This window comes from Campylobacter sp. IFREMER_LSEM_CL1846 (assembly GCF_025772105.1).
In the GTDB taxonomy this organism is placed as follows: domain Bacteria; phylum Campylobacterota; class Campylobacteria; order Campylobacterales; family Campylobacteraceae; genus Campylobacter_D; species Campylobacter_D lari_D.
The window spans coordinates 1-23976 of the sequence record NZ_JAKMRM010000009.1; the positions used below are offsets into that span (position 1 = coordinate 1).

Below are 23976 nucleotides of genomic sequence, written 5' to 3' on the forward strand. Positions count from 1 at the left end.
GTGAAAGTATAGTGAGTAGGGAAAGTTTTAATAAAGTGCTACCCCCCCCCCATAAGGCAATTTTTAGATAAATTTATATTCATTGAAAAAGTCCTTTCAAAAATAGTTAATGTATTTGATTGATTCATTATTTGTTTGTGTGTTTTACAATACCCATTGCTAATATTTTAACAATAAGTGTAGAATATTAATATTTTATTTATAAATTTTTACTTAAGTATAATTTAAGATAAGAAGTATCTTAAATTTAAAATTACTATAAAATAGACTTTATGGTTAAAAAATAATATTTTTGCTTCCATGGCTTCATAATTATTTTTCTAAAACACATTGTTATAAAAAATATTTTTATTTAAAAGCTATGAAAGTTTCAAAATTTACCCACTTAAATACGCTTTCTACTTTAGAAAATCCTGCCTTTTTAAGCATAGTTATGTTTTCATTTTGAGTATAAGGTATGAGGACATTTTCTAAGGCTTCTCGCTTGCTTGAAATTTCTAGCTTACTATAACCTTGCTCTAGTTTATATTGCTCATAAATTTGTATCATTTTTTTAGCTATTTTGACATCTTCATAAAGAATTTTTTCACTAAGCACAAATATACCATTTTCATTTAAGTTTTGATAGATTTTATCAACTAATTCTTGTCTTTTAGGTGGGCGAATAAACTGCAAAGTATAAGTAGCTATAAAAACATCATTTTTAAAAAACTCAAAATCATCTAAATTTTTTTGATGAAATTCCACCCTAGCTCCAAAGGCTTGACATTTGTTTTTGGCGATCTCTAACATAGCATTAGCCTCATCAACCCCGCTTAAAAGAAAATCTTTTCTTTTTTCATAAAGTGCAAGCAATAAACTAGCCGTAGAACAACCAAGATCACAAATTCTCGCATTTTGTGGTGTAAAATGATCAATAAGTTCGACTATGAGTTTTAAATTTTGCGTATAAAAAGGCACAGATCTTGACACCATATCATCAAAAACACTTGCTACGCTTTTATCAAATTCAAATTGTTTTTCTAAGGGTTTTTTAAAAATTTCATCTTTCATTTAATCTTCCTAAAATTTCTTTTACTTTGTCAATATCTTTACTAATTTGTGCTTTTAATAAGGCTAAGTCGTTAAATTTCTCATTAGCTCTTATATAGTCAATAAAACTTAACTCAACTAAAATTGCTTTTGTGTTTGTGAAATTTTCATCTAAAATATGCGTTTCTAAAGCAAAATTTTCATCAGTAGATCTTATGCCTATAAAACTTACACTATGATAGCTTTTATTTTCAATCTTTACTAAAGTCGCATATACGCCATCTTTGGGTAAAAAGAAGTCTTTTGTATGTAAATTTAAAGTTGCAAAAAGCTCTTTAGCGCCTATACCTTGACCTTTGATGATATTTGCTTGTATATTATAAAATCTACCTAGAAAATTTTTAGCTTCTTTGACTTTTGCTTCTTTAAGTAAGGTTTTAATCATACTTGTATGAACACTTTTATTTTGAATTTTAAACTCATCTACGATAATAGTGTTTATACCACAAAGACTTTGTATGTCTTTGGCACTGCATTTTCTTTCTTTGCCAAATTTAAAATCATAACCTACAATGATCTTTTCTAGTTTGGGAAATTTTTGCTTTAAAAGTTTTAAAAAATCCCCACCTTTATAGTCCTTGATTTTATCAAAATCACAAAAAATCAAAGGAAAATCAACCAAATTTACTCTAAAATCCTTAGGTGTTAGGGCTTCTTTTTCCTCTTTAGTGATGATAAATAAGGCGCCATTTTCATCTAAATGCTTAAAAAGTTCAAAATGCCCCAAATGCATACCATCAAAACGCCCTATGGCTAAATTTGTGATCTTAGTTTTTTCTATAGGCGTAGAAAAACTCAACATTACCTTCTTTTCCTTTTAAGTGTGACTCTTGACTTGCTTGCAAGATCCAACCAAGCTTTGCACAAGCTTTTTCAAAGCTTTCTTTAGCATTTTTGATGGCTTTGGTATCTTTTACCACTCCGTTTTTATCGCGCTTAGCATTTTTACCTACTTCAAATTGAGGTTTAAAAAGCAAGATGATAAGATCTTTAGCAAGTTTATCTATATGAAAAATCAAATGTGTTAAAGATATAAAACTCACATCACAAGTGATAACATCATATAAAATTTCACTTTTAAACTCACGCAAATCAGTGTTTTCACAAATTTGGATATTTTCTAAATTTCTTAAGCTCTCATGAAGTTGGTTAGAACCTACATCTAAAGCTGTAATGTGTTTAGCATTATTTTGGTGTAAAATTTGCACAAAACCTCCGGTCGATGAACCTATATCTAAACAAATTTTATCTTTGATAGTAAATGTATGCTCTTGTAAAAAATGCTTGAGCTTAAAAGCAGCTCTGCTTACAAAAAGCTCTTCTAAAAGCGTGAGTTTTAAACTCTCATCTTCTAAAGGATTTAAAGATGTGATTTTAAAAGAGGTTTTTTTAAACTCACTATTGAGTAAAATTTGCTTGTTTTCTATAAGCTCACAAGCTTTATTGCGAGAAATGTTTAACTTTGCACTTACAAAGACATCATACCTCATCATCATCACCTAAAAGAGCGTTAAACTCAGCTTCATTGATGCACTTAACCCCTAAGCTTTGAGCCTTTTCAAGCTTTGAGCCTGCTTCACTTCCATATAATACAAAGTCAGTTTTCTTAGACACACTTGAACTTACCTTTGCTCCAAAGTTTTCGATTAGTTCTTTAAAATGATCGCGTGATTTGCTTAAAGTGCCTGTGATAACAAAGGTTTTATTAGAAATATTATCATTTATAATAAGCTCTTTTTTCTCATCCTCTAAATGTAAAATTTCATAAAAATGCTTAATGCGATTTGCATTGACATGGGTAAATTCTTCTAAGCTTTTAGCCATTTGTTCGCCAAAGCCTTCTAAATTTGCATAAGCTTCATAGCTTTGCATAAACCATTCAAAGCCAAAAGATTGAGCTAATTTTTTAGCTGCTACTTCGCCAATATGCTCTATACCCAAAGCAGTGATAAACCTTGATAAGGGGCATTTTTTTGCATTTTCAATAGCACTTAGAAGATTGTTGATTTTTTTCTCTTTAAAACCTTCCAATCCTTCAAAATCACTATATTTTAAGAAAAATATACTTTCTATGTTAGTGATTTTTCCTTCTTTAAATAAAAGCTCGACGATATTTTCTCCAAGGCCGTCTATATTTAAACACTTTTTAGATACAAAATGTATGATAGAATTTACAAGTCTTGCTTTACAATCTAAGTTTTGACATTTTAAAAAAGCACCCTCATCTAAAAGTTCACTTAAACACTCAGGACAAAGAGTTGGTTTAGTGATCTTACTTTCTAAACCATCACGCCTTTGAGTAAAAACTTTAGTGATTTTAGGTATAACATCTCCACTTCTTATCACACTTACGCTATCGCCTATCATCACTCCAAGTCTAGCTACCTCATCAAAATTATGCAAGGTTGCAGATTTTACTACAACCCCATCTAAATTTACAGGCTCTAAAACCGCCACAGGGGTAATCACTCCGCTTCTTCCAACTTGCAAATTAACCCCAAGCAATGTTGTAGTTTTTTCCAAAGCAGGAAATTTAAACGCAGCCATAAATTTTGGAAATTTCACGGTATAACCCAAAAGCTTACAATGAGCTAAATCATCTACCCTTACAACCATACCATCCATCATCATAGGCTTTTGATCTCTTTTTTCTAAAAGCTCGTGATATTTTTCTAAAACCTCATCTAAAGTCTTAACACAAAAAACAAAATCATCTTTTAAAAAACCAAGACTTCTTACAAACTCCATTACTTCAGAGTGCTTGCTAAATTCTAAAGAATTCTCCCCCACTCCCCAAGGATAAAATTTTAAATTTCTTTCTTTTGTAATGCTTGTATCAAGCTGTCTTAGTGAACCACTTGCTGCGTTGCGTGGGTTTGCAAATAAGCTCAAGCCATCTTTAGCTCTTTTTTCATTGATTTTTTCAAAATCTTCTTTTAAAATTACCACTTCGCCACGAATTTCTATCTTGTCTTTATAAGGAATTTTTTGAGGTATGTTTGATATTTCTTTTACATTTAAAGTAATATCCTCGCCTACTTCTCCATCACCCCTTGTAGCACCGCTGATTAAAATACCATTTTCATAAGTAAGATTTAAACTCGCTCCATCAAATTTAGGTTCTATGAAAAAATCAAATTCACATTTAGCTCTTTTTGCCCAAGCTCTAAGCTCAGCTTCATCAAAAACATCTTCCATAGACCACATTTTTGCACTATGTGCAAGTTTGTAAAATTCACTTTGTATAGTTGGGGCGATATTTTGCGTAGGAGAATCTTTAGAAATCTTTTCTTGATGAAGCGTTTCAAATGCTTTTAACTCTCTTATAAGTTTATCATATTCTTCATCGCTTGCTAAAGGCTCATCATCTTCATAATAAGCCCTCATCCATTCTTTTGCCAATTTTACCTTTTCTAAATACTCTTGATAAGTCATCACTACTCCAAAGAAAGTTCATCCATAGCTTTTGCAAGTTCAAACATTTGCTTATGTTCATACACATCATGCACTCTTATAATGCTGGCACCATTTTTAAAAGCCTCTAAATGCAAATAAAGCGTACCCGCTAGTCTTTGCTCAACACTTGAGCTAAAATAAGCATTTATCATACTTTTTCTACTAGCTCCGATTAAAAGTTCTTTTTCAAAGCGTAAAAAATGCTCTAAATGTTTGATTAACATCATATTATGCCAAGGACTTTTACCAAAACCAATACCAACATCTAAAATCACATCTTCTAAACCAAGCTCACTTAGCCTTTCTAGCTTTTGCGTAAAAAAATCATCAAGCTCAGCGAGTACATCTTCATAATGCGGGTTATCTTGCATATTTTGTGGGGTATTTTGTATATGCATGAGTGTATAAGTGGCTTTGTATTTTAAAGCTAGTTTGGCTAAATTTTCATTTTTAAAACCGGTGATATCATTAATAAGCTTAAAGCCTTTATTTAAAGCATATTCTAAACAATACTCATCAAAACTATCTAAACTAAAAATACATTTTTCATAAAGTTTTTCTTTATAGATTAAATCTAGGGTATTTTTTAAGCGTTTAAACTCTTCTTCTTTCCCACAATACATACTTCCAGGCCTTGAAGAAACCCCGCCTATATCTATATAATCAGCCCCTTGAGAGATCATGAGTTCGATTTTTTCTAAAACTTCATTTTCTTTAACCCTACTTTGAGCGTTAAAACTATCTTCATTAATATTAATCACACCCATAATTTTTGCATATTTTGGTTTAGCGAAATTAGACTTTAAAAATAGTGCTAAATTTTTAAGCTTAAAATCTTGTAGTTTTTCTTTTTCTATAAGCTTTTTAGCTTGATCTTGCGTTACCATAAGTAAGGCATTAGTATGTTCTTTACCTAGTATAACTTCTTTATGTGTTACAAGTTCAGCTCCAACCCTTAGTGCGTCTTGTTTAAGTATATTTGCAGCAGGTGCTCTTAGTTCTTTGATAAGAAAAAAATGAATTTGAGTTTTTTCACTCATAATTTTCTTACCTGCTTTATGTGGCTTTATATATTTAGAAATTTGCTCAAAGTCTGTGTTAGGATTGATTTTAATGATTTTCATTTTTTCTCTCATGTAAAATTAAAGCTATGGTGCTTAGTAAAATAGTTGGCTTTGCATTTAATTTAGCAAGCTCATAAGCTTTATAAAAAAATTCAATTTCTTCATCGTTTAATTTTATATCTTGTTTAAAACACTCATAGCTTAAAGCACTAATTAAATCCAAACACTCATGCTTGTCTATATTTTCATATTGTTTTAATAATGAAGCAATTTGAGCTAGATCCATTTTTTTAAGATCTAAATTTAAAGACATTTTTTCTTTTTGAATTTTATGTTTTTCTATGACAAATCTTGAAAGTATAGTAGGTAAAAAAACATTTTTTGAAGGAGCTACGATGATAAAATACACATTTTTTGGTGGCTCTTCAAAAAGTTTTAATAAAAAATTTTGTGCTTCTTCACGAAAAGACTTAGCTAGTATAACAATAATTTTAGCTTGCGCTTCAGCTACATAGCTTTCTTTCATAATAGCTTTTGCGGTTGCTTGGGCGTTTTTGTCATAAGTTAAGTCATTTAGTCTTAATTCCAAATCAGGGTTTTTAGGTATGAAAAATCTAAGATTTTTTGTTCCATATTCTTCTGTGAGTTTTTCTTGCATTAGTTCAAAATCATTATGGATAATGATTTTATTTCTTAGATTCAAATTTCTACCTTAGAAAAAAGTACAGCCTCTAAGCTTTGCTCAAATACTTTATATAAAGAAATGAGTTTATAGTCTAATTCTTTATCACGCGAGGAAAGATAAAAGCTATTTTGCAATTGCTCATCAAAAAGCCAAAGCATACTTTCTGCTTTAGAATTAGCGATTTTAAATTTAAACCCAGTATTAGTTCCTATATAAAAAAAGGCATAACCATTGGGAAAAGAAATACTTAAAAGATCATTAAGTAAATCTATATCTTCTTGGGTATTGCAAGCTTTGTTATAAATTCCTTTTAAAGACACAAAAGGCACTAAAGGTCTTGTAGTGCTAGCATTGATTTGGCTTAAAAAATACTCTTCAAACCAAGCTCTTTGATCATCAGTAATCACAATAAAAGTATAACCTTGTAAAAGCAAAGCTAATTTAGAAGCTACCAAAGGCGACCATTCAAGACGCCTTTCTTCCAACCAACTTGTATAAGTGCCATTTTCTCGGATTTGCTCTAGGGTAAATTTTAAAAAACTATTGCTCATTTATACATCTAGTTTATAAACTTCATGCAATACTCTTACAGCTAATTCGCCATATTTTTCATGCACGATGACTGAAATTTTAATTTCGCTTGTAGAAATCATTTGTATGTTAATATTTTCATTTGCCAATGCTTTAAAAGCTGCTGAAGCTACTCCAGAATGTGATTTCATACCCACACCCACAACTGAAACTTTTACCACTGCACTATCTGTTTCTATATTAGCATTAGCACCTAAAACTTTTTTCATAGCATTAGTTGCTAAATCAAGCTCGTTTTCAGGCACAGTAAAGCCCAAATTTGTAGCTCCATCTACACCTACATTTTGGATAATCATATCTACATTGATATTTTCATTTGCTAAAGTTCCAAAAATTTCAGCAGCAATTCCTGGCTTATCATCAATATTTCTTAAAGTAACCCTTGCTTGGTTTTTATCTAGTGCTATACCACTAACCAAAGCTTGTTCCATATTTTCCTCCTTAGTAATGATCGTCCCTTCATTTTCATTAAAGCTACTTCTAGTAACTAATTTTACATTTAATTTTTTAGCAAGCTCTACAGAGCGATTTTGTAAAACTTTAGCTCCCAAACTTGCAAGCTCTAGCATTTCTTCATAAGAAATTTTATCTAGCTTTTTAGCCTTTGGCTCAATTCTAGGATCGGTAGTATATACCCCATCTACATCAGTATAAATTTCACACAAATCAGCATTTAAAGCTCCTGCTAATGCAACTGCACTTAAGTCACTTCCACCACGACCTAAAGTAGTAACATTACCCATTTTGTCGATACCTTGAAAGCCAGCAACTACTACAATATACCCCTCATCTAAGGCTTTATTGATATTTGTAGTATCAATGTGTTCAATTCTTGCTTTAGTATAAACATCATCTGTAATAATCCCTGCATTGCGTCCGGAAAATGCAGTAGCTTTTAAACCCATTTCATTTAATGCAATAGCAAGTAAAGATGAAGTTACACGCTCACCACTACTTAAAAGCATATCCATCTCACGACCTGAAGGATTTTTACTAAAATGATGTGCAAAATCAATAAGCTCATTAGTAACTCCACTCATTGCAGAAACTACTACAACTAACTTATCGCAAGTTTTTTTACTTTTTGCCACTCTTTTAGCAACTTCATCAATACGCTCAAGCGTTCCTACACTCGTTCCCCCATATTTTTGTACGACCAGCATTAAATATACCCCCTTTCTTTAAAATATTTTAAAACCCTAATATATATAGGCTTTTTAAAATGATTAATCATATCATACACATCTTCCAATGAAGCAAATTTATAAGCATCAAATTCAGGATTTTTAGTATTTAGATTAACAATAGCTTTGTTTTTTAATCTAACTAAAAAATATTTTTGATTTTGACCATCATAAGGATACATTTTTTGTGCAACCTTAGGTGGAAAATCATAACTAATCCATTCAGGATGTTCGGCTAAAATTTCAATCTCATCTGTACCTATTTCTTCTTTTAATTCTCTAAATAACGCACTTTTAGCATCCTCTCCCTCATCTATTCCACCTTGAGGAAACTGCCATATATTTTCCATATCATTGCGTTTAGCGAGTAAAATTTTACATTCAAAAGGATAAGCTGATGATAGCACTATTGCGGCTACATTTGGCCTATATTTTTTTTCTTTTTCCATGATTTTCTTATCCTTGACTTTTTAATAATATAATTCTAACAAAAAAATACGAATTTATAATCACATTTTAAAGAAGTTTTATGCATTTATATATACATATACCATTTTGCGAAAGTAAATGTTTTTATTGTTCTTTTACTTCACTTAAAAAAAAAGATTTTGAAAAAGATTATCTAAACGCATTAATGCAAGATATAAAATATCAATTAGATTTTTTTATGCTGGATAAAAATTCCATAAAAACTATTTTTATAGGTGGTGGTACTCCTAGTTTAATGAGTGTTAATTTTTATGAAAAAATTTTTATTTTTTTGCAAAGTTATTTACAAAAAAATAATGAAATAAGCATAGAAGCAAATCCTAATTCAAGCAATTTTTCTTGGCTTAAAGAGATAAAAAATTTAGGTTTTAACCGCATTTCTTTTGGGGTGCAAAGTTTTCATGAAAAAAAATTACAATTCCTTGGGCGTATTCATGATCAAAAAAGCATTTTTACAAGTATAGAAAATGCAAAAAAAGCAGGATTTAATAATATAAATTTAGACTTAATTTATGATACAAAACTCGATGATAGTAAAATGCTTGATTATGAAATTTCTAAACTCGCTTTAATTGATATTAGCCATGTGAGTGCTTATAATTTAACTATAGAAGAAAAAACAAGATTTGCCAAAAAAAATCATTATAAAAAAAACGCTCCACGCCTTGCAAAACATTTTATCAAAGCAATTGAAAATCTTGGTTATAAACAATATGAAATCAGTAATTTTGGACAAATTTGCAAACATAATCTTGCTTATTGGCAAGGAAAAGACTATATAGGATGTGGTTTAAGTGCAGTAGGATTTTCAAAAAATCAAAGATTTTATACTAAAAAAAATTTAAAAGATTATATAGCAAATCCTTGTTTTAGGGAGGTTGAAAATTTAAATTCAAAAGATTTGTGTTTAGAGCATATTTTTCTAGGACTTAGAAGCATTATAGGAGTAGATGAAACAAAGCTAGAGCCTTTAGAAAAAGAAAAGGCAATGTTTCTTAGCAAAAAAGGGAAATTAGTATATAAAAATGGAATTTTTTATAATACTAATTATCTTTTAAGCGATGAACTAGCTTTGTATATTAGCACTTAAGCTTTGCATTCACAAGAAATTCTTTTAAATTCAGGAAGCTTTATAGAAAGTTCATTGATATTTTTTAATATATCGCTGCAAAAATTATTTAAATTTTCTTTTACTCCATAATACGCCCAAACACCCTGTCTATCTACTTCTAAAAAATTAGCTTCTTTTAAAATTTTTAAATGTCTTGAAAGCCTTGATTGACTCATATTTAAAGAGCTTTGCAAATCACACACATAAAGTTTTCCATATTTTTGTAAAAAAGCTAGGATTAAAATCCTACTTTCATCGTTAATTGCACTTGTTATTTTTAAAAATTCTTGCATAAAATTCCTTATATAAAAAACATTAAAAGTCCAAAACTAATTGCAATAAAAACAATCATACCTGCAAATAAAAACAAAAAGCTTGTTTTAAAAATTCTTTTAAGCAAAATAAGCTCAGGTAAAGAACACCCTGCTCCTGCTATTAAAAAACTCATCATTATACCAAGCGGAATTCCACTGGTAGTTAAAGCTAGTGCTACAGGAATCATAGCAGTGCAATTCATATAAAGCAAAACCCCTATAAATGCTGCTATAAATACACCCAATATCCCATAATCTTTCATACAATTTTGAAAAAAATCTTGCGGAAAAAAGCCGTGTATAAAAGCCCCAATACCCATACCAATAATAATATATGGCAGAATTTTTTTGTATTCATTAAAGCTTTGCATAAATAATATTTTGATTTTATTTTCTTTTGTTTTAGTCTTAAATTTTAAAATTTTACTGCTAATTTTAGAATTTTTAACAAAAATAGAACTAGGTTTTTCACAGCATAAACTTTTAGAAGTATCATTAGAACAACACTTTGAAGTTTGCTCTAAATCATTTTTTAAAAAATCTTCATTAAAAAATCTTTGAGTGTTTATTTTTGAAACACAAAAAGCAATAAATAAAATCACGCTAAATAAAAATCCCACATAAAATAAAGAGATTTTTAAGCCAAAACTTACTACAAACATCACTACTATAATAGGATTAATTAAAGGCGAAGTTATCAAATAAGCTATACATACTCCAAGTGGTACTTTAGCTTTTAAAAATGCATTTAAAAGCGGTATGCTTGAACATGAACAAAAGGGAGTTAAACTACCCAAAAGAATAGCCTTTATATAACTTACAAAAGAATCTTTCTTTAAATGTTCATTGAAAAATTTAGCATAACGCTCATTAAGATAAGCAATGAGCATACTAACTAATATAAATAAAATAGAAATTTCAACAAATAAAATCAAAAAATCTTTAAAAATAAAAAATAACTTTTCCATAATCTTTCACTCCATTTCATTTTAAAATAAGCATAACAAAAATATATTAATATATCAATATATCTTTATATATTAATATTATAAAAGTAATAGTATTTTTAAGTATTTTTATGTAAAATGCAAACTATATATTTAAGCGAAAGAAGATAAAATAATGAGTTTTGGAGAAATTTTAGTTATTTTAGTTATAGCTATTTTAATTCTTGGGCCTGAAAAACTACCTTCAACTATAGTTGAAATTGCAAAAATTTTAAAAGCCATTAAAAGTAATATTGATGAAGCAAAAGCAAGTATCAATAAAGAATTAAAAATAGCAGAGTTAAAAGATGAAGCACAAAAATACAAAGATGAATTTTCACAAACGAACGAAAATATCAGAAAAAAACTGAGTTTTGAAGAATTTGATCAACTCAAAGAAGATATTTTAAATAATACCAAAGAGTTAAAAAGTGAAATTAATGATTTAGAAAAAGATATACAAGAACTTTCGCGTGTAGAAGAAAAAACTCAAAAAGATGAAAAAAATACTCAAAAAATGGAAAGCTAAGAATGTTTGAAGAATTAAAACCGCATTTAGTAGAACTTAGAAAAAGATTATTTATAAGCGTAGCTTGTGTTGTTGTAATGTTTTTTGTATGCTTTAGTTTTAATAGTTATATCATAGATATACTAAAAGCACCCGTTGAAGCAGCTTTACCTGAAATTTCAAAACAAATGACTTTCGTTGAATTACAAGAGCCTTTATTTACAGCAATGAAAGTTTCATTTTTTACAGCTTTTTTAATTTCTTTACCGGTTATTTTTTGGCAGTTTTGGAAATTCGTAGCACCAGGACTTTATGATAATGAAAAAAGACTAGTAGTGCCTTTTGTAAGCTTTGCTAGCATTATGTTTGCGCTTGGAGCTTTGTTTTGTTATTATATAGTCATACCTTTGGCTTTTAAATTTTTAATTGATTTTGGGGTGCAAACTCAAGATTTTAAACCTTTAATCAGCATAGGCTTGTATGTGGGATTTTTTACTAAACTTGTAGTTGCCTTTGGCTTAGCGTTTGAAATGCCTGTGATAACCTTTTTCTTTGCCAAACTTGGACTTATTGATGATGCATTTTTAAAAAAACACTTTAGAGTTTCAGTTTTAGTAATTTTTGTTTTTTCAGCTATGATGACACCACCTGATATAATCTCACAATTTTTAATGGCCGTTCCTTTGTGCGGGCTTTATGGAATTTCTATTTATATAGCCAAAAAAGTTAATCCTAGTCAAAAAGAAAATGATGAAAACGATTGATAAAGATCTTTTGCTTTCTAGTTATGATTATGATTTACCTAATGAACTTATAGCAAATTTTCCTATTTTACCCAAGGAGAATGCTAAACTTTTAGTTTATGAAAGATGTAAAGATCAAATTTTACATTTACATTTTAAGGACTTAGCTAAAATTTTACCACCTTGTGAAATCATCTTTAATGACACTAAAGTAATAAAAGCAAGAATTTATGGATTTAAAGAAAGTGGTAGCAAAATAGAACTTTTCATTAATCACCCTTTAAAAAATAATGATTTTTTGGTTCAAATTCGTGGCAAGGTTAAAGAAGGACAAATTTTATATTTTGAAAATTCTTTAAAAGCTAAAATCAAAAAATTACACGATGATGGCACAAGAGAAGTAGAATTTTTTAATGATGAAAAAAAATTCAATCATCATGAAGTTTTTGAAATTTTAGAAAAAATAGGCCATATACCTTTACCACCATATATTAAAAGAGCAGATGAAGCACAAGATAACATTAACTATCAAAGCATTTTTGCCAAAAATCAAGGTGCGGTTGCTGCACCCACTGCAAGCTTGCACTTTAACGAAGCAATGATAAAAGAACTTAAAAAAAATCATAATATCCATACTATCACACTTCATGTTGGTGCGGGAACTTTTAAAGGTGTAGAATGCGAAGATATACGCGAGCATAAAATGCATTCAGAATTTTTCTATGTTGATGATGAAACTTGTGCTTTGATTAATTCTTCTAAAAAAATACTTGGTGTAGGCACCACAGTTACTCGTTGTATAGAGTATTATCATAGAAAAAAATTAAAAGAAGGTTTTTGTGATTTGTTTTTACACCCACAAAATACCCCACAAAGACTTGATTTTTTACTCACTAATTTTCACTTACCAAAATCAACTCTTATTATGCTTGTGGCCTCTTTTATAGGTAGAGAAAAAACTTTAGAACTTTACCATGAAGCTATAAAAAACAAATATCGTTTTTATTCTTATGGCGATGGAATGCTAATCATTTAGCTTTTTTCTTAATATATTTTTTATCAATATAACCCAAATCTATAAGTTTTTGATAAATTTTAGCAAGTACAGGTCCGCCTGCGCTACTACCACTTTTTCCATGTTCGATTAAAACTACTACTACATATTGAGGTTTTTCATAAGGCGCATAAGAAGTAATCCAAGCATGAGATCTTAAAAAATACTCTAAATCCTCTTCTTTAATACGCTTTTTTTCACTTTGGGAAATTCCAACTACTTGAGCTGTTCCTGTCTTGGCTGCTATAGTAATAGGAGAATTTCTTAAAAATCTTGCCGTAGTTCCACCATCAACATTGGCCACCTCATACATCGCACGCCTTAAAAGTGGAAGTTTTGATAATTCAAAAGTCGTAAAAACACTTTCATTATTGTCAAAATTTACCTTAGTAACATTATCATCAATACTATGTAAAAAATGCGGTGTGATATTTTTAGCCGTAGCAATCATAGCTGTAAATTTAGCCACTTGCATAGGAGTAGCAAGAAAATCACCTTGACCTATGCTTGTATTTAAAGTTTCACCTTGATACCAAGGTTGATTGTATTTTTCTTTTTTCCAAATTCTATTAGGAACCGTTCCTATAAATTCATTAGGTAAATCTACTCCTGTTTTTGTACCAAAACCTATTCTTTCAAAAACAGAACTAATAATGTCAATACCAACCTCCAAAGCTCCTTTATAAAAATATACATCACAGCTTTCTCTAATAGCATCTGTCATATCTACATAACCATGACCTATAGCCTTCCAACATCTAAATTTTCTACCACCAAGTTCAAAGTTAGAATCACACAAATATTTATGATTTTCATTCACTTTTCCACTATCTAAAAATGCTAAAGCTGTTCCCATTTTTATAACTGAACCTGGAGGATAAAGACCATTAATGAGTTTATTAGTAAAAGGATGGTTTAAATCATTAGAAAGTTTATCCCATTCTTCTTGACTAATACCGGTAACAAAAGGATTGAGATTATATTCAGGAAAACTACCCGCTGCTAAAATAGCTCCACTTTTTACATCCATTACTATAGCAGCGCCTGCTAAATTTTCAAAAATACTAGCCAAGTATTCTTGCAAATCAAGATCAATGCTTAAAGTGATATTACTTGAAGTAGGTTTTTTATAAGAAAGTTCTTCTATTTCTTTATTTAACGCATTTACTTTGCTAACCTTTTCACCCTTTTGACCTTGCAAAATTTCATTATAAGAACGCTCTATACCGCTACGCCCTACATAGCTAGTTAATCTTGCAATTTCATTTTCATTCATATCGTTTAAATTTGCTTTTCCAACATAACCTATAACATGGCTAGCTAAAGCATCATAAGGATAAAATCTTTGAGTAGTAGATTTAACTTGCATATTTTCACGCAAATTAAGCTTAGTAAAATGCTTAATCATAGCATCATATTCTATAAATGGAACTACTTCTATATAATCTTGATTATAATAAGAATCTGCTTTTATATAATTTCGTTTTAATTTAGTTATGTTTAAATCAGGAAAAGCATCTACTATAACTTGCAATTCCTGCTCTAAAAGATTTCTGTTTTTCTTTTTTATATACAAATATGGCTTTATAGAGATTGAAAAACCTAATTTATTTACTGCTAAGGGCCTACCTTTAACATCTAAAATTTGCCCTCTTACAGGTGCTAAAAATTGCGTTTTAATGGCATTTTGTTTAGCTATTTCTTCATAATAAACATTAGATTTAATGCTTATATAATACACTCTAGCAAGTAAAAGTATAAAAAAACAAGCTATAAATCCCATCACCAAACGCATACGCATATTAGATTTTCCCTTTAAAAATAACAAAAGAAATCAAAGCTTCAACGACAAAAAACCACAGATATTCAATACCAAATTTTAAAATTTGACTATTATCTAAATACGCCAAAAATATATCAAAAAGATAGATAAAAATATAAGCACAAAAGGTAAATATAACGAGTAAATAATGGCCTAGTTTTAATTTGCTTTTAAACCAATCAACAAAAAGATGATAAAAAACAAAAAAAGCTATCCAAGAACTAAAAAGATAAAATCCATGGATAATATCAATTAATAAAAGATAAAACAAAGAAAAATACCATCTAAAATCAAGCTTATTAAGAGTTCTTTCTTTTTCTTTTAAAAGCACTATCATATAACAAAAAAACACGCCAAACAAAGGAGGCATCCAATAATAAACAGAGCTTAGCACTTGATAAAAAATCAAAGATAAATAAAAAAATAAATAAGAAAAATCAAATCTATTTTTTACTAAATTTCTACTCCTCATTAAAACCTAAGCTCTCTAAAATAATTTTTTGTTCTAATTTATCAATACCACTTTTTTTCAAATTTGAAACTAAAATGGCATTTTTATTTACATTTAAAATTTTTGCTTTTTGACTTTGATTGAGCTTATCTGCTTTTGTATAAACTATTATTTTTTTTTGATCAGCTCTAATAAAAGAATCTAAATACAAATCCAAATTTGCATCAATATCTAAATTTTCATGTCTTGAATCTATTAGATGAATAAAAAGCTTGATAGAACTACGCTCTTTTAAAAACTCATCTAAATTTTTATTCCAAATAGCCTTAGTTTTTTTGCTCACTTTAGCATAGCCAAAACCAGGTAAATCAATAAACATCAATTTAAATTTATCTTCATCTTTTTTACAATCAACTTCAAAAAAATTAATGAGTTGGGTTTTGCCCGGAGTTGAAGAACTTTTTGCTAAATTTTTATTCTTACAAAGAGTATTAATCAAAGAACTTTTTCCTACATTAGAGCGGCCTAAAAATGCAATTTCGGTATATATAGGCTGTGGAGCTTCATTTATTTTAGAAGCAGAAGTTAAAAATTTAGCATTTAATATCATTCTTTTACTTCAAATACAAATTTAGCAGGTTTTTTATCATTACTAACTACTCTATAAGTCATATTTTTTCTATCTACTATGATTTTATCACCTATAAGCTCTTTTTTTGACTGCACTTCTATAATTTTTGCATTACCATTAATTTCATATGTATCTTTAGCTACATTATAAACAAACTCATCACCACTTCCATGATAAATCTTATCTTTCATCATAATTTTAAATTTAGCATCTTTAGTAGCTATATACTTAATGGGTTGTTTATTTTTCATATAAATGACTAATTTTTGCGAATTTAAAATATCTTTACCTTTTTTTACTTCCACATCACCGGTTAATATGCTCGTTTCATTTTTCTCATCCAAATAAAAATCTTTAGCATAAACTTCTATTTTTTGAGCACTAAATGCAAATAAATTTAACAAACACAAAAAAATTATTGCTCTAAAAACCATGCTTTTATTCCTTGAATTTTTAATTCTTTTTGACTCACATCATATAAAAAATTATCCCCAAAAACCTCATTTAACCCTATATATGCCTTAAATTTTTCATTGGAAAATAAAATTTTATTTTTCATATCATAAATTGCTTTTTGAGTAAAAATAGAAGTTTGATTTTGATCAAAATAACTTACATTACCTTCTAAAATGGATTTTTCATCATTTCTTACTAATAAATCCGAACTTAAATTATAATCAAGTGCTTGCACTTTAAAATCATCAAAAATATCTTTATCTTGGTATTTTACCCAACGACTTGCTTGATAGCTAGCTTTTGTAACAGATGTATTAAGCTCATAATCAAGCACATCAAAAGCTTGCATATTTGCCACATCTACCTTTTGCGGTTTTATTGCAAACAAATAAGGATCTTGAGTACTTAAAATCACCATAACAAAGGCAAATAAACTCATTAATATAGCAAAAATTTTTATCGCCAAAGTTTATCCCATTGAGCTTGCATATTATTATGTTCAATTAAAATTTCTATCATCTCACTCACTGCTCCATTACCACCTTTTCTGTTTAAAACTTTATCAGTTTTTAAAGCCTTATGCGCATCTTTTGGCTTAAAACTATAAGCAACTGCTTCAAGTAAGCTCATATCATTATAATAATCCCCAATAGCAGCACATTGAGAAAAGTCTAAATTTAATTTTTCTAAAATTTCTTTAGCACAAGTTAATTTATCACTAATACCTTGATATACTAGATCAATTTTTAAATCTCTAGCTCTAAAATATACACACTCGCTAGTCCTGCCTGTAATAATAGCAACTTTTTTGCCAAGCTTTTGCCAAGCCTCAATTGCTGCACCATCTTTTACATTAAACTCTTTAATTTCACCATAATTTTGTGTGTAGATGATTTTACCATCTGTTAGACAACCATCTACATCTAAAAAAATAAGCTCTATCATAATTTTACTCTCTTACTATAAACGCACCGGGAAAAGAACCACCATCAACAAAATCCCTTGCTTCTTGCTCGCTTCTAAAGCCTTTTAAAAATACTCTATGTAAACCATCTTTAGCACTTGTTTGTATTGTTGAAGTATAAGAATTATAATTTTTATATCTACTTGCTATTAACTCTGCGCCACTTTTATTTCTAAATGCCCCAATTTGCACCATAAAAGCTCCACCTTGGAAAATATGGCCACTATCAGCAATCTCCCCGCTGCTACCTAAATTAGAATTAGTATGCACTGAACCTGAATTTGCACTTGTTCCAAAACCAATTACTTCAAGTCTTACAGGAGCCGTTCCTGCTTGAATCATATCAATATCTCTTGCGGCCATATTAGATAAATCTATAATCCTACCTGCTACAAAAGGTCCTCTATCATTTATTCTTACGGTAGTTTGACGATGATTTTTTAAATTAGTTACCTTTACCATAGTATTCATAGGTAAAGTTTTATGAGCTGCTGTATAAGCATGTTGATCATAAGTTTCACCATTGGAAGTTTTTTTACCATGAAAGCCCGGTCCATACCAACTAGCTATACCATCAGCAGTCTCACCTACTTCTACTACGGTTGGATAATATGTTTTACCATTAATAGTATAAGGTTTCATAGTGCCTTTTAAGCCTGTATTATTATGCTTTATACTTTTAAAATCTCTTTCTGGATAATACACAGTAGGTGTGCTAATAGGCACCATACTACAAGCACTAAATAAAACCCCTACACAACTAACGACTAACGACTTTTGTATGAGAGTTTTTTGGTAATTTTTGAGTAGTTTTGATTTTTGCATTGTTATTCTCCTTAATTTTTAACACAAGTTTTTGATTAATATTAATCAAGTTTCCTTTGATTTTATTATATTCTTTAATGCTTTCAACACTAATTTTATGTTTTTTTGCAATAGTATAAAGACTATCACCCTTTTTTACTATATAAATTTTTGTATGCGGAATAGTTGTATCCACTTTAGCTAGCTTTACATTCTCTAATGCATTTTCCACAGCCACACTTTTACTTAAAGGAATATACATATAATAATCTTTTTTATCAGGCGGAGTAAAGTCATAATTAAAATGTGGATTATAACGCTTAAATTCATTATAAGACATCTTAGCTACTTTAGCAAGCTCTCTTAAAGAAACACTTGGTGGAACAGGTATTTTTTTAACTTCACTCGATAGAGCATAATTAAGCAAAGCACTATCTTGTGAAATCAAAAAATCATTATTATTAGCCAAAAATGCCATAGTAAGAATTTTTCTAATAAAAATTCTAGTTTCCAATGGTAAATATTTCTTATCAGGATCAAGCAAGATTCTTAAATCATCACTTTTTGCTTTTTTTATAGCTTGGCGTAATTTACCATCACCACAATTATAAGCTAAAATTGCTAAATACCATTTTCCAAACTGCTCTTTTAATTGCTTTAAATAAGCAATGGCTGCATAAGTTGATTTGACTAAATCTCTTCTCTCATCAACATAAGGATCTATTCTTAAACCTAAAGTTTGTGCTGTTGGCTTCATAAACTGCCAAACACCTACTGCTTTAGTTCTAGAAACACTATGAATTTTTAAACCAGATTCTACAATTGCCAAATATAAAAATTCTTGAGGAATATTTTCTTTTTCTAAAATTTTACGGATAATTGGAGTGATTTTATAAAATTCTCTCATGGTATCAACTAAAGTTTTAGAATGCATATTTAAAGAAGATTCTTTAAATTCTAAAAATAACATATCACTAAGATAGCTTGCTTCTATGTCTAAATTTCTTAGAATTTGAGCTTGCTGAGTATAATATTCAGGAGTTACCTGCAAGGCTTTAGCATTTAAACATAATAATACTAATATAAAAAATATAAAGTTTTTTTTCATTATAAACCTTGAAAAAACAAACGATTAGCATTTAAATTCGTAAGTTTTACTACTTCAACTTTAGATAATTTTAAAAGATCAGATATTTTTTGTGCTACAAAATGCGTTAAAATAGGATCATTTACTTTACCACGATGTGGTTCTGGAGTTAAATAAGGCCCATCTGTTTCCAAAACAAGTTTATCTTTTGGAATTTTAGATAAAATTTCCACTAATTTTTTTGCATTTTTAAAAGTTAAAACCCCGCCTATACCAAAATAAAATCCTTCATCTGCTAGTTGAAGTAAAAGCTCGCTTGCATTAAAGCAATGCAAAACACCGCCTTGTAATTCTTTTGAGTATGTTTTTAGAATATTAAAGCTGTCTTCATTAGCTTCACGCACATGCACAATCAATGGCTTTTTATATTCAATAGCTAGTTGTATTTGAGCTATAAAAACTTCTTTTTGTCTTGTTTTGATAGTATCATCATTAGTATTTAAACGATAATAATCAAGCCCACACTCACCCACTGCGATACATTTTTTATCATCTATAAATTCTTTTAAAACTTCTAAATCAAAATCATCTATATCATAAGGATGCACCCCACAAGAAAAATACACATTATCATAAGTATGTGCTATCTCTCTTGCTCTTGGTAGATCTTTTATATCTGCACCTGGTATAATGATTTTATCTACACCATTTTCAAATGCATGCGTTAACATCTCATCTAAATATCCAAAATAAGCTTGACTATCTAGATGACAATGAGTATCTATGATTTTTTCGCTAAAATCACAATCTAAAAACATACCTCTACCCTATTTTTTCCATTAGCCTTAGCTAAATCTAATGCCTTTTGTGCTTTATTGAGCAAATCTTGCATTTGGCTTCCTTTGCTACCAAAAGCAACCCCCACAGAGATGCTATAATCAACCTCATCTAAAGCTATCAAAACACTTTCTTTGGAAATATTAACTCTTATATTTGAAAAAGCTTTTAAAGCCTCTTTATTGCTTATATTTTTTAAAGCAATGTAGAATTTACCATCTTCAATTCTAGTAGCTAAATCCATACCACGAATTTGATCTTTAATCTTTTCGGCTGTATATTTTATCACTCCATCACCGCAATCATAACTTAATTCATAATTAATTGTTGCAAGATTATCAATATCAATCAAAGCCAACGCCATTTCTTCATTTTCTTGCATATCTTCTAAATAATCTAAAAATCTTTTTTCAAAAGTAGCATAATCATCAAGTCCTGTTAATAAATCTTTACCCAAACTATACTCATCTAGCAAAACACATTTTTGCATATAATCTAAACAATTATTTACTCTACAATTAAGTGATTCTTTTTGGAAAGGTCTAATCACATAATCATTCACACCTTTTCTAAAAGCTCTTGCTTCTAATGCATCATCTTTATCCCCAACCATAATCACACCAAGTTCTATTTTAGAATATTTTGAGCGAATTTCTACAAGTAAATCTTCCCCATTAATTACCGGCATAGTAGCATCGCAAATTACTAATTTTGTATCAGGATGATCACTTAAATAACTTAGTGCCTCTTCTCCATGAGCTGCTGCTAAAACATTAAAAAGCTGATTGTTTAAGTTTTTCTTCATTTCTGCGCGTAAAGTTACATTTGCAATTGCTAAAATTATCTTAGTTTTATTATTTTTTTGAAGCATTCTAATAGAATTTAACATTTCATTAATACAATCTTCACTTTCTTTTTGAATATAATTAATAATATCTTTTTCCATAAATTTTTTACGAGTTTGTCCGTCATTACTTCCCGTAAGAACAATAGCGGGGATATTTTTTTCTAAAACTACATCAACCACTTCACCATTAGGAGCATCTGGTAAACAAAGATCTACAAAAGCCATAAAATAATCATTTTTCAATAAATCTTTTGCACTATTCATATCAAAAGCAACATCTACCTTTAATCCTAAAGTATTTTCTACTTTTTTTGCTAAAAGTTTAGTTAGCATTTTATTATCATCAATGATTAAAATTTTTTCTTCCATGGTAAAACACTCTCTTTAAATAATTTTAAAAAACTAATTATATCATATTGAAATTTACTTTTTGTTTTTAAAGCAAAGTTCTAGTAAATTCTAAAGCTTCTTGGGTAATATTTTCCCCGCTTACCATTCTAGCAAGTTCTTTTACTCTTTCTTCTTTTTCTATCTTTCTTACCTTACTTTCATTTCCTATTTTTTCTACTAGGAGGTGATTGCTTGCTTTTGATGAAAGCTGTGGTAAGTGTGAAATTGCAAAAATTTGATAAAACTTAGCAAGCTCTTTTAAAACTTCAGCTATACTCATTGCTTCTTTACCACTTAAATTTGCATCAATTTCATCTAAAAATATTATCCCGCTAGCTTTATTAGTAACATTACATTCAGTTGCGATAAAAGAAAGTCTTAAACGATTTATCTCACCTGAGCTTAAATTTTTCAAACTAGCTTCATTTATATTTAAATTCACTTCATCTTTACCTAAAATACTCAAAGCACAATCTTTAAGCTCTAATTTAATCTCTTTCATATAAAGTTTTTCAAGATAAAAATTAAGTAATTTCTCAAGCTCTTTTAATCTTTTTTTGCGCAAAGTACTTAATTTTTGGCTTTTCTCATCTAAAAGTATTTTAGCATTTTGCACTTTCTCTTCTAATTCTTTTTTTTCAAAACTTAAATTTTCATAATGAGCTAATTCTGCTTTTTTCTTCTCTAAAGCTTCTAAAGCTTCTTCTATACTTCCATATTTTGAAATCAAAGAAGAAAGTTTTTCTATCCTATCAAGCACTTCTTCTATATCAAAATCAAAATCATCAAAACTTTGATTTTCCCACACCACCCTTAGTTCATTTAAACACTCTGAAAAAAATGAACTATCAACATCACTAATTTGCAAAGCTTCAATCACTGCTGATTCTAATTCAAAAATTTTGCTTGCCCTGTTCCAAGCTGCATCAATTTTGTCTTTTTTAGAAAGCCTTTTTTTTAAACTCATCAACTCATCAAATTCGCCTATTTTTGGGTTGATACTTTGGATTTTTTGTATTTCAAAGCTTGTAAATTCTTTTAATTCTTCTACCTTTTTTTCTTCTTCTTGAATTTTTTCTAATTTAATTTTATTTTCTATATATTCTTTATAAACATTTTTATATTCATTTAAAAAATCTTTAAATTTCTCATCTTCTTTTGATTGCATAAAATCAAGTAAGTTTAAAAATCTTTCATTTGAAAACTCATTATTTTCCTTAGCTGAAAGATATTTTACAAATTTCTTAGAAAGTAAGGCTAAATTCTTTTTTGAAATAAGTTGATTATTGACAAAATAACGCGAGCTTTTATCTTTTAAAAGTTTAAATACATTTAATTCTTCATTTTCAATGCCAAACTCATCTAATTCAAGCTCATCGTTTAATAAAACTTCCACCATTTTAGCTTCACTCTCACTTAAAGCAAAAGCTGCCAAAATGGCCTTAAAAAGCACAGACTTTCCAGCACCACTTAAACCAGTAAAGACAGTAAGTCCCGCTTCTAAGTCTAATTTTGCTTGTTTAAAACCTAAATTTTCTTTGATTAAAATACTTTCTATCATCACTTACCCCAATTTAACTTTTCTTTTAAAACTTGGAAATAATCTCTATCTTTTTTATGTATAAAACTAAGTTCTTTCTTGCTAAGCCCTATAAGAATTCTATCATATTCTTTAGGATCAACCACTTCTTGCCCATCTAAATACAATAAACAATGCTCAACTTTTAATTCAAGCTCAAAACCATAAGGCAAAACTATAGGCCTTTGAGTTAGAGAATGAGAACAAACCGGAGTTAGAACAAAAATTTCACTCCAAGGATGTACTATAGGTCCACCTGCACTAATATTATAAGCAGTTGAACCACTTGAACTAGCTATGATTAAACCATCTCCATAATAAGCATTAAAAAGTTTATTTTCAAAAAAAACTTCCACATTTGCCATTAAAGCATTATCGCGAGAAAAAACCGCGTCATTAAAAGCAAATTTTTTAATGATTTTATTCTTTTTACAAAGCATTATTTGAAGCATTTTAGCTTTTTCTATTTTAAAATCATTTTTAAAAAACTCTTTAAAAAAACTTTCTACTTCATTAAAAGAAAAAGCAGTTAAAAAACCTAAATTTCCTGCATTTATCCCTAAAATAGGCTTTTTTGCTTGATAAGCTTGCCTACATAAAGACAAAAGCGTGCCGTCCCCACCTAGAGAAATTAAAAAATCTAATTTCTGTAAATCTTTAAGATTATTTTTTTTCTGATCTAATAACACAAGCTCTATATTTTTTTGCAAAAAAATTGTTTTTAAAAAAGCAATTTGCTCATTTAAATTTGTATTTAACCTGCAAAATAAGCCTACTTTTTGAATTTTTTCTATATTTATACATTTTTTCATAAAAAAATTATAACAAAAC

General features: G+C 29.0%; 27 protein-coding genes. 4 read left to right on the top strand and 23 right to left on the bottom strand.

Annotation, left to right across the window (positions count from 1 at the left end; all coding sequences use genetic code 11):
- Window positions 1-348 precede the first annotated feature (348 nt).
- Genes cmoA through L8W40_RS05260 form a run of 9 tightly spaced genes read right to left on the bottom strand, consistent with a single transcriptional unit; the run spans window position 349 to window position 8521 of the window.
- Window positions 349-1053 (bottom strand): carboxy-S-adenosyl-L-methionine synthase CmoA, encoded by a 705-nt coding sequence (gene cmoA, locus L8W40_RS05220; protein ID WP_263664856.1) that lies wholly within the window; start codon window positions 1051-1053, stop codon window positions 349-351.
- Window positions 1043-1894: a bifunctional riboflavin kinase/FAD synthetase gene (locus tag L8W40_RS05225; protein WP_263664857.1), complete on the bottom strand. Its 852-nt coding sequence runs from the start codon at window positions 1892-1894 to the stop codon at window positions 1043-1045. Before L8W40_RS05225 ends, cmoA begins: the two co-directional genes overlap by 11 nt.
- Window positions 1860-2582 (bottom strand): TlyA family RNA methyltransferase, encoded by a 723-nt coding sequence (locus tag L8W40_RS05230; protein WP_263661375.1) that lies wholly within the window; start codon window positions 2580-2582, stop codon window positions 1860-1862. The genes L8W40_RS05225 and L8W40_RS05230 overlap by 35 nt, the downstream gene beginning before the upstream one ends.
- Window positions 2572-4527 carry an NAD-dependent DNA ligase LigA gene (gene ligA, locus L8W40_RS05235; RefSeq protein ID WP_263662477.1) on the bottom strand — a complete coding sequence of 652 codons (1956 nt, stop codon included), beginning with the start codon at window positions 4525-4527 and terminating at the stop codon, window positions 2572-2574. Before ligA ends, L8W40_RS05230 begins: the two co-directional genes overlap by 11 nt.
- Before the next feature lie 2 nt (window positions 4528-4529).
- On the bottom strand, window positions 4530-5672 hold the full coding sequence (folP, locus tag L8W40_RS05240) for a dihydropteroate synthase (RefSeq protein ID WP_263664858.1): 1143 nt from the start codon (window positions 5670-5672) through the stop codon (window positions 4530-4532).
- Window positions 5659-6270: a DNA polymerase III subunit delta' gene (locus L8W40_RS05245; protein WP_263664888.1), complete on the bottom strand. Its 612-nt coding sequence runs from the start codon at window positions 6268-6270 to the stop codon at window positions 5659-5661. The genes folP and L8W40_RS05245 overlap by 14 nt, the downstream gene beginning before the upstream one ends.
- Before the next feature lie 41 nt (window positions 6271-6311).
- Entirely contained in the window at window positions 6312-6848 is a 537-nt protein-coding gene (locus tag L8W40_RS05250) for a HobA family DNA replication regulator (RefSeq protein WP_263664859.1), read from the bottom strand.
- Window positions 6849-8051, bottom strand: a complete 1203-nt coding sequence (locus L8W40_RS05255; protein WP_133319198.1) for an aspartate kinase — start codon at window positions 8049-8051, stop codon at window positions 6849-6851.
- Entirely contained in the window at window positions 8051-8521 is a 471-nt protein-coding gene (locus L8W40_RS05260) for an RNA pyrophosphohydrolase (protein ID WP_133319199.1), read from the bottom strand. The genes L8W40_RS05255 and L8W40_RS05260 overlap by 1 nt, the downstream gene beginning before the upstream one ends.
- Window positions 8522-8601: 80 nt before the next feature.
- Here L8W40_RS05260 and hemW point away from each other — a divergent pair, with 80 nt between their 5' ends.
- Entirely contained in the window at window positions 8602-9651 is a 1050-nt protein-coding gene (gene hemW / locus L8W40_RS05265) for a radical SAM family heme chaperone HemW (RefSeq protein WP_263664860.1), read from the top strand.
- Here the strand turns inward: hemW and L8W40_RS05270 are convergent.
- Together L8W40_RS05270 and L8W40_RS05275 are read right to left on the bottom strand one after the other, a co-directional pair.
- Window positions 9648-9965, bottom strand: coding sequence for an ArsR/SmtB family transcription factor (locus L8W40_RS05270; RefSeq protein WP_263664861.1), 318 nt, complete (start codon window positions 9963-9965; stop codon window positions 9648-9650). The two genes, hemW and L8W40_RS05270, sit on opposite strands and share 4 nt — an antisense overlap.
- Window positions 9966-9973: 8 nt before the next feature.
- The gene (locus L8W40_RS05275) at window positions 9974-10954 is read right to left on the bottom strand and encodes a permease (RefSeq protein WP_263664862.1); all 981 of its coding nucleotides are present in this window, start codon (window positions 10952-10954) and stop codon (window positions 9974-9976) included.
- A gap of 154 nt (window positions 10955-11108) precedes the next feature.
- On the opposite strand from L8W40_RS05275, the gene tatB reads away from it, so the two are divergent.
- Genes tatB through queA form a run of 3 tightly spaced genes read left to right on the top strand, consistent with a single transcriptional unit; the run spans window position 11109 to window position 13259 of the window.
- Window positions 11109-11501 carry a Sec-independent protein translocase protein TatB gene (gene tatB, locus L8W40_RS05280; RefSeq protein WP_412175454.1) on the top strand — a complete coding sequence of 131 codons (393 nt, stop codon included), beginning with the start codon at window positions 11109-11111 and terminating at the stop codon, window positions 11499-11501.
- A gap of 2 nt (window positions 11502-11503) precedes the next feature.
- Complete coding sequence (gene tatC, locus L8W40_RS05285) at window positions 11504-12244, top strand: twin-arginine translocase subunit TatC (protein WP_133319204.1); 741 nt, start codon at window positions 11504-11506, stop codon at window positions 12242-12244.
- On the top strand, window positions 12231-13259 hold the full coding sequence (gene queA, locus L8W40_RS05290) for a tRNA preQ1(34) S-adenosylmethionine ribosyltransferase-isomerase QueA (RefSeq protein WP_263661309.1): 1029 nt from the start codon (window positions 12231-12233) through the stop codon (window positions 13257-13259). Before tatC ends, queA begins: the two co-directional genes overlap by 14 nt.
- Here the strand turns inward: queA and mrdA are convergent.
- From mrdA to L8W40_RS05350, 12 genes are all read right to left on the bottom strand, one after another.
- Entirely contained in the window at window positions 13252-15078 is a 1827-nt protein-coding gene (gene mrdA, locus L8W40_RS05295) for a penicillin-binding protein 2 (protein ID WP_220566662.1), read from the bottom strand. The genes queA and mrdA overlap by 8 nt on opposite strands.
- 1 nt (window position 15079) lies before the next feature.
- Window positions 15080-15571 (bottom strand): hypothetical protein, encoded by a 492-nt coding sequence (locus L8W40_RS05300; protein ID WP_263662396.1) that lies wholly within the window; start codon window positions 15569-15571, stop codon window positions 15080-15082.
- Window positions 15561-16160: a ribosome biogenesis GTP-binding protein YihA/YsxC gene (yihA, locus tag L8W40_RS05305; RefSeq protein WP_133319208.1), complete on the bottom strand. Its 600-nt coding sequence runs from the start codon at window positions 16158-16160 to the stop codon at window positions 15561-15563. The genes L8W40_RS05300 and yihA overlap by 11 nt, the downstream gene beginning before the upstream one ends.
- A complete protein-coding gene (lptA, locus tag L8W40_RS05310) occupies window positions 16157-16615 on the bottom strand; it encodes a lipopolysaccharide transport periplasmic protein LptA (RefSeq protein WP_263662395.1) in 459 nt (152 codons plus the stop codon). The genes yihA and lptA overlap by 4 nt, the downstream gene beginning before the upstream one ends.
- Window positions 16597-17103, bottom strand: coding sequence for a hypothetical protein (locus L8W40_RS05315; RefSeq protein WP_133319210.1), 507 nt, complete (start codon window positions 17101-17103; stop codon window positions 16597-16599). The genes lptA and L8W40_RS05315 overlap by 19 nt, the downstream gene beginning before the upstream one ends.
- Entirely contained in the window at window positions 17094-17582 is a 489-nt protein-coding gene (locus L8W40_RS05320; protein ID WP_133319211.1) for an HAD hydrolase family protein, read from the bottom strand. The genes L8W40_RS05315 and L8W40_RS05320 overlap by 10 nt, the downstream gene beginning before the upstream one ends.
- Before the next feature lie 4 nt (window positions 17583-17586).
- Window positions 17587-18426 (bottom strand): septal ring lytic transglycosylase RlpA family protein, encoded by an 840-nt coding sequence (locus tag L8W40_RS05325; protein WP_412175455.1) that lies wholly within the window; start codon window positions 18424-18426, stop codon window positions 17587-17589.
- Window positions 18362-19513 carry a lytic transglycosylase domain-containing protein gene (locus tag L8W40_RS05330; protein WP_133319213.1) on the bottom strand — a complete coding sequence of 384 codons (1152 nt, stop codon included), beginning with the start codon at window positions 19511-19513 and terminating at the stop codon, window positions 18362-18364. Before L8W40_RS05330 ends, L8W40_RS05325 begins: the two co-directional genes overlap by 65 nt.
- Window positions 19513-20310 (bottom strand): TatD family hydrolase, encoded by a 798-nt coding sequence (locus L8W40_RS05335; RefSeq protein ID WP_133319214.1) that lies wholly within the window; start codon window positions 20308-20310, stop codon window positions 19513-19515. Before L8W40_RS05335 ends, L8W40_RS05330 begins: the two co-directional genes overlap by 1 nt.
- Window positions 20301-21545 (bottom strand): diguanylate cyclase, encoded by a 1245-nt coding sequence (locus tag L8W40_RS05340; protein WP_263664863.1) that lies wholly within the window; start codon window positions 21543-21545, stop codon window positions 20301-20303. Before L8W40_RS05340 ends, L8W40_RS05335 begins: the two co-directional genes overlap by 10 nt.
- Window positions 21546-21612: 67 nt before the next feature.
- On the bottom strand, window positions 21613-23127 hold the full coding sequence (locus tag L8W40_RS05345) for an AAA family ATPase (RefSeq protein WP_263664864.1): 1515 nt from the start codon (window positions 23125-23127) through the stop codon (window positions 21613-21615).
- Window positions 23127-23957, bottom strand: coding sequence for an NAD(+)/NADH kinase (locus L8W40_RS05350; protein ID WP_263660276.1), 831 nt, complete (start codon window positions 23955-23957; stop codon window positions 23127-23129). Before L8W40_RS05350 ends, L8W40_RS05345 begins: the two co-directional genes overlap by 1 nt.
- Between the last annotated feature and the right edge of the window lie 19 nt (window positions 23958-23976).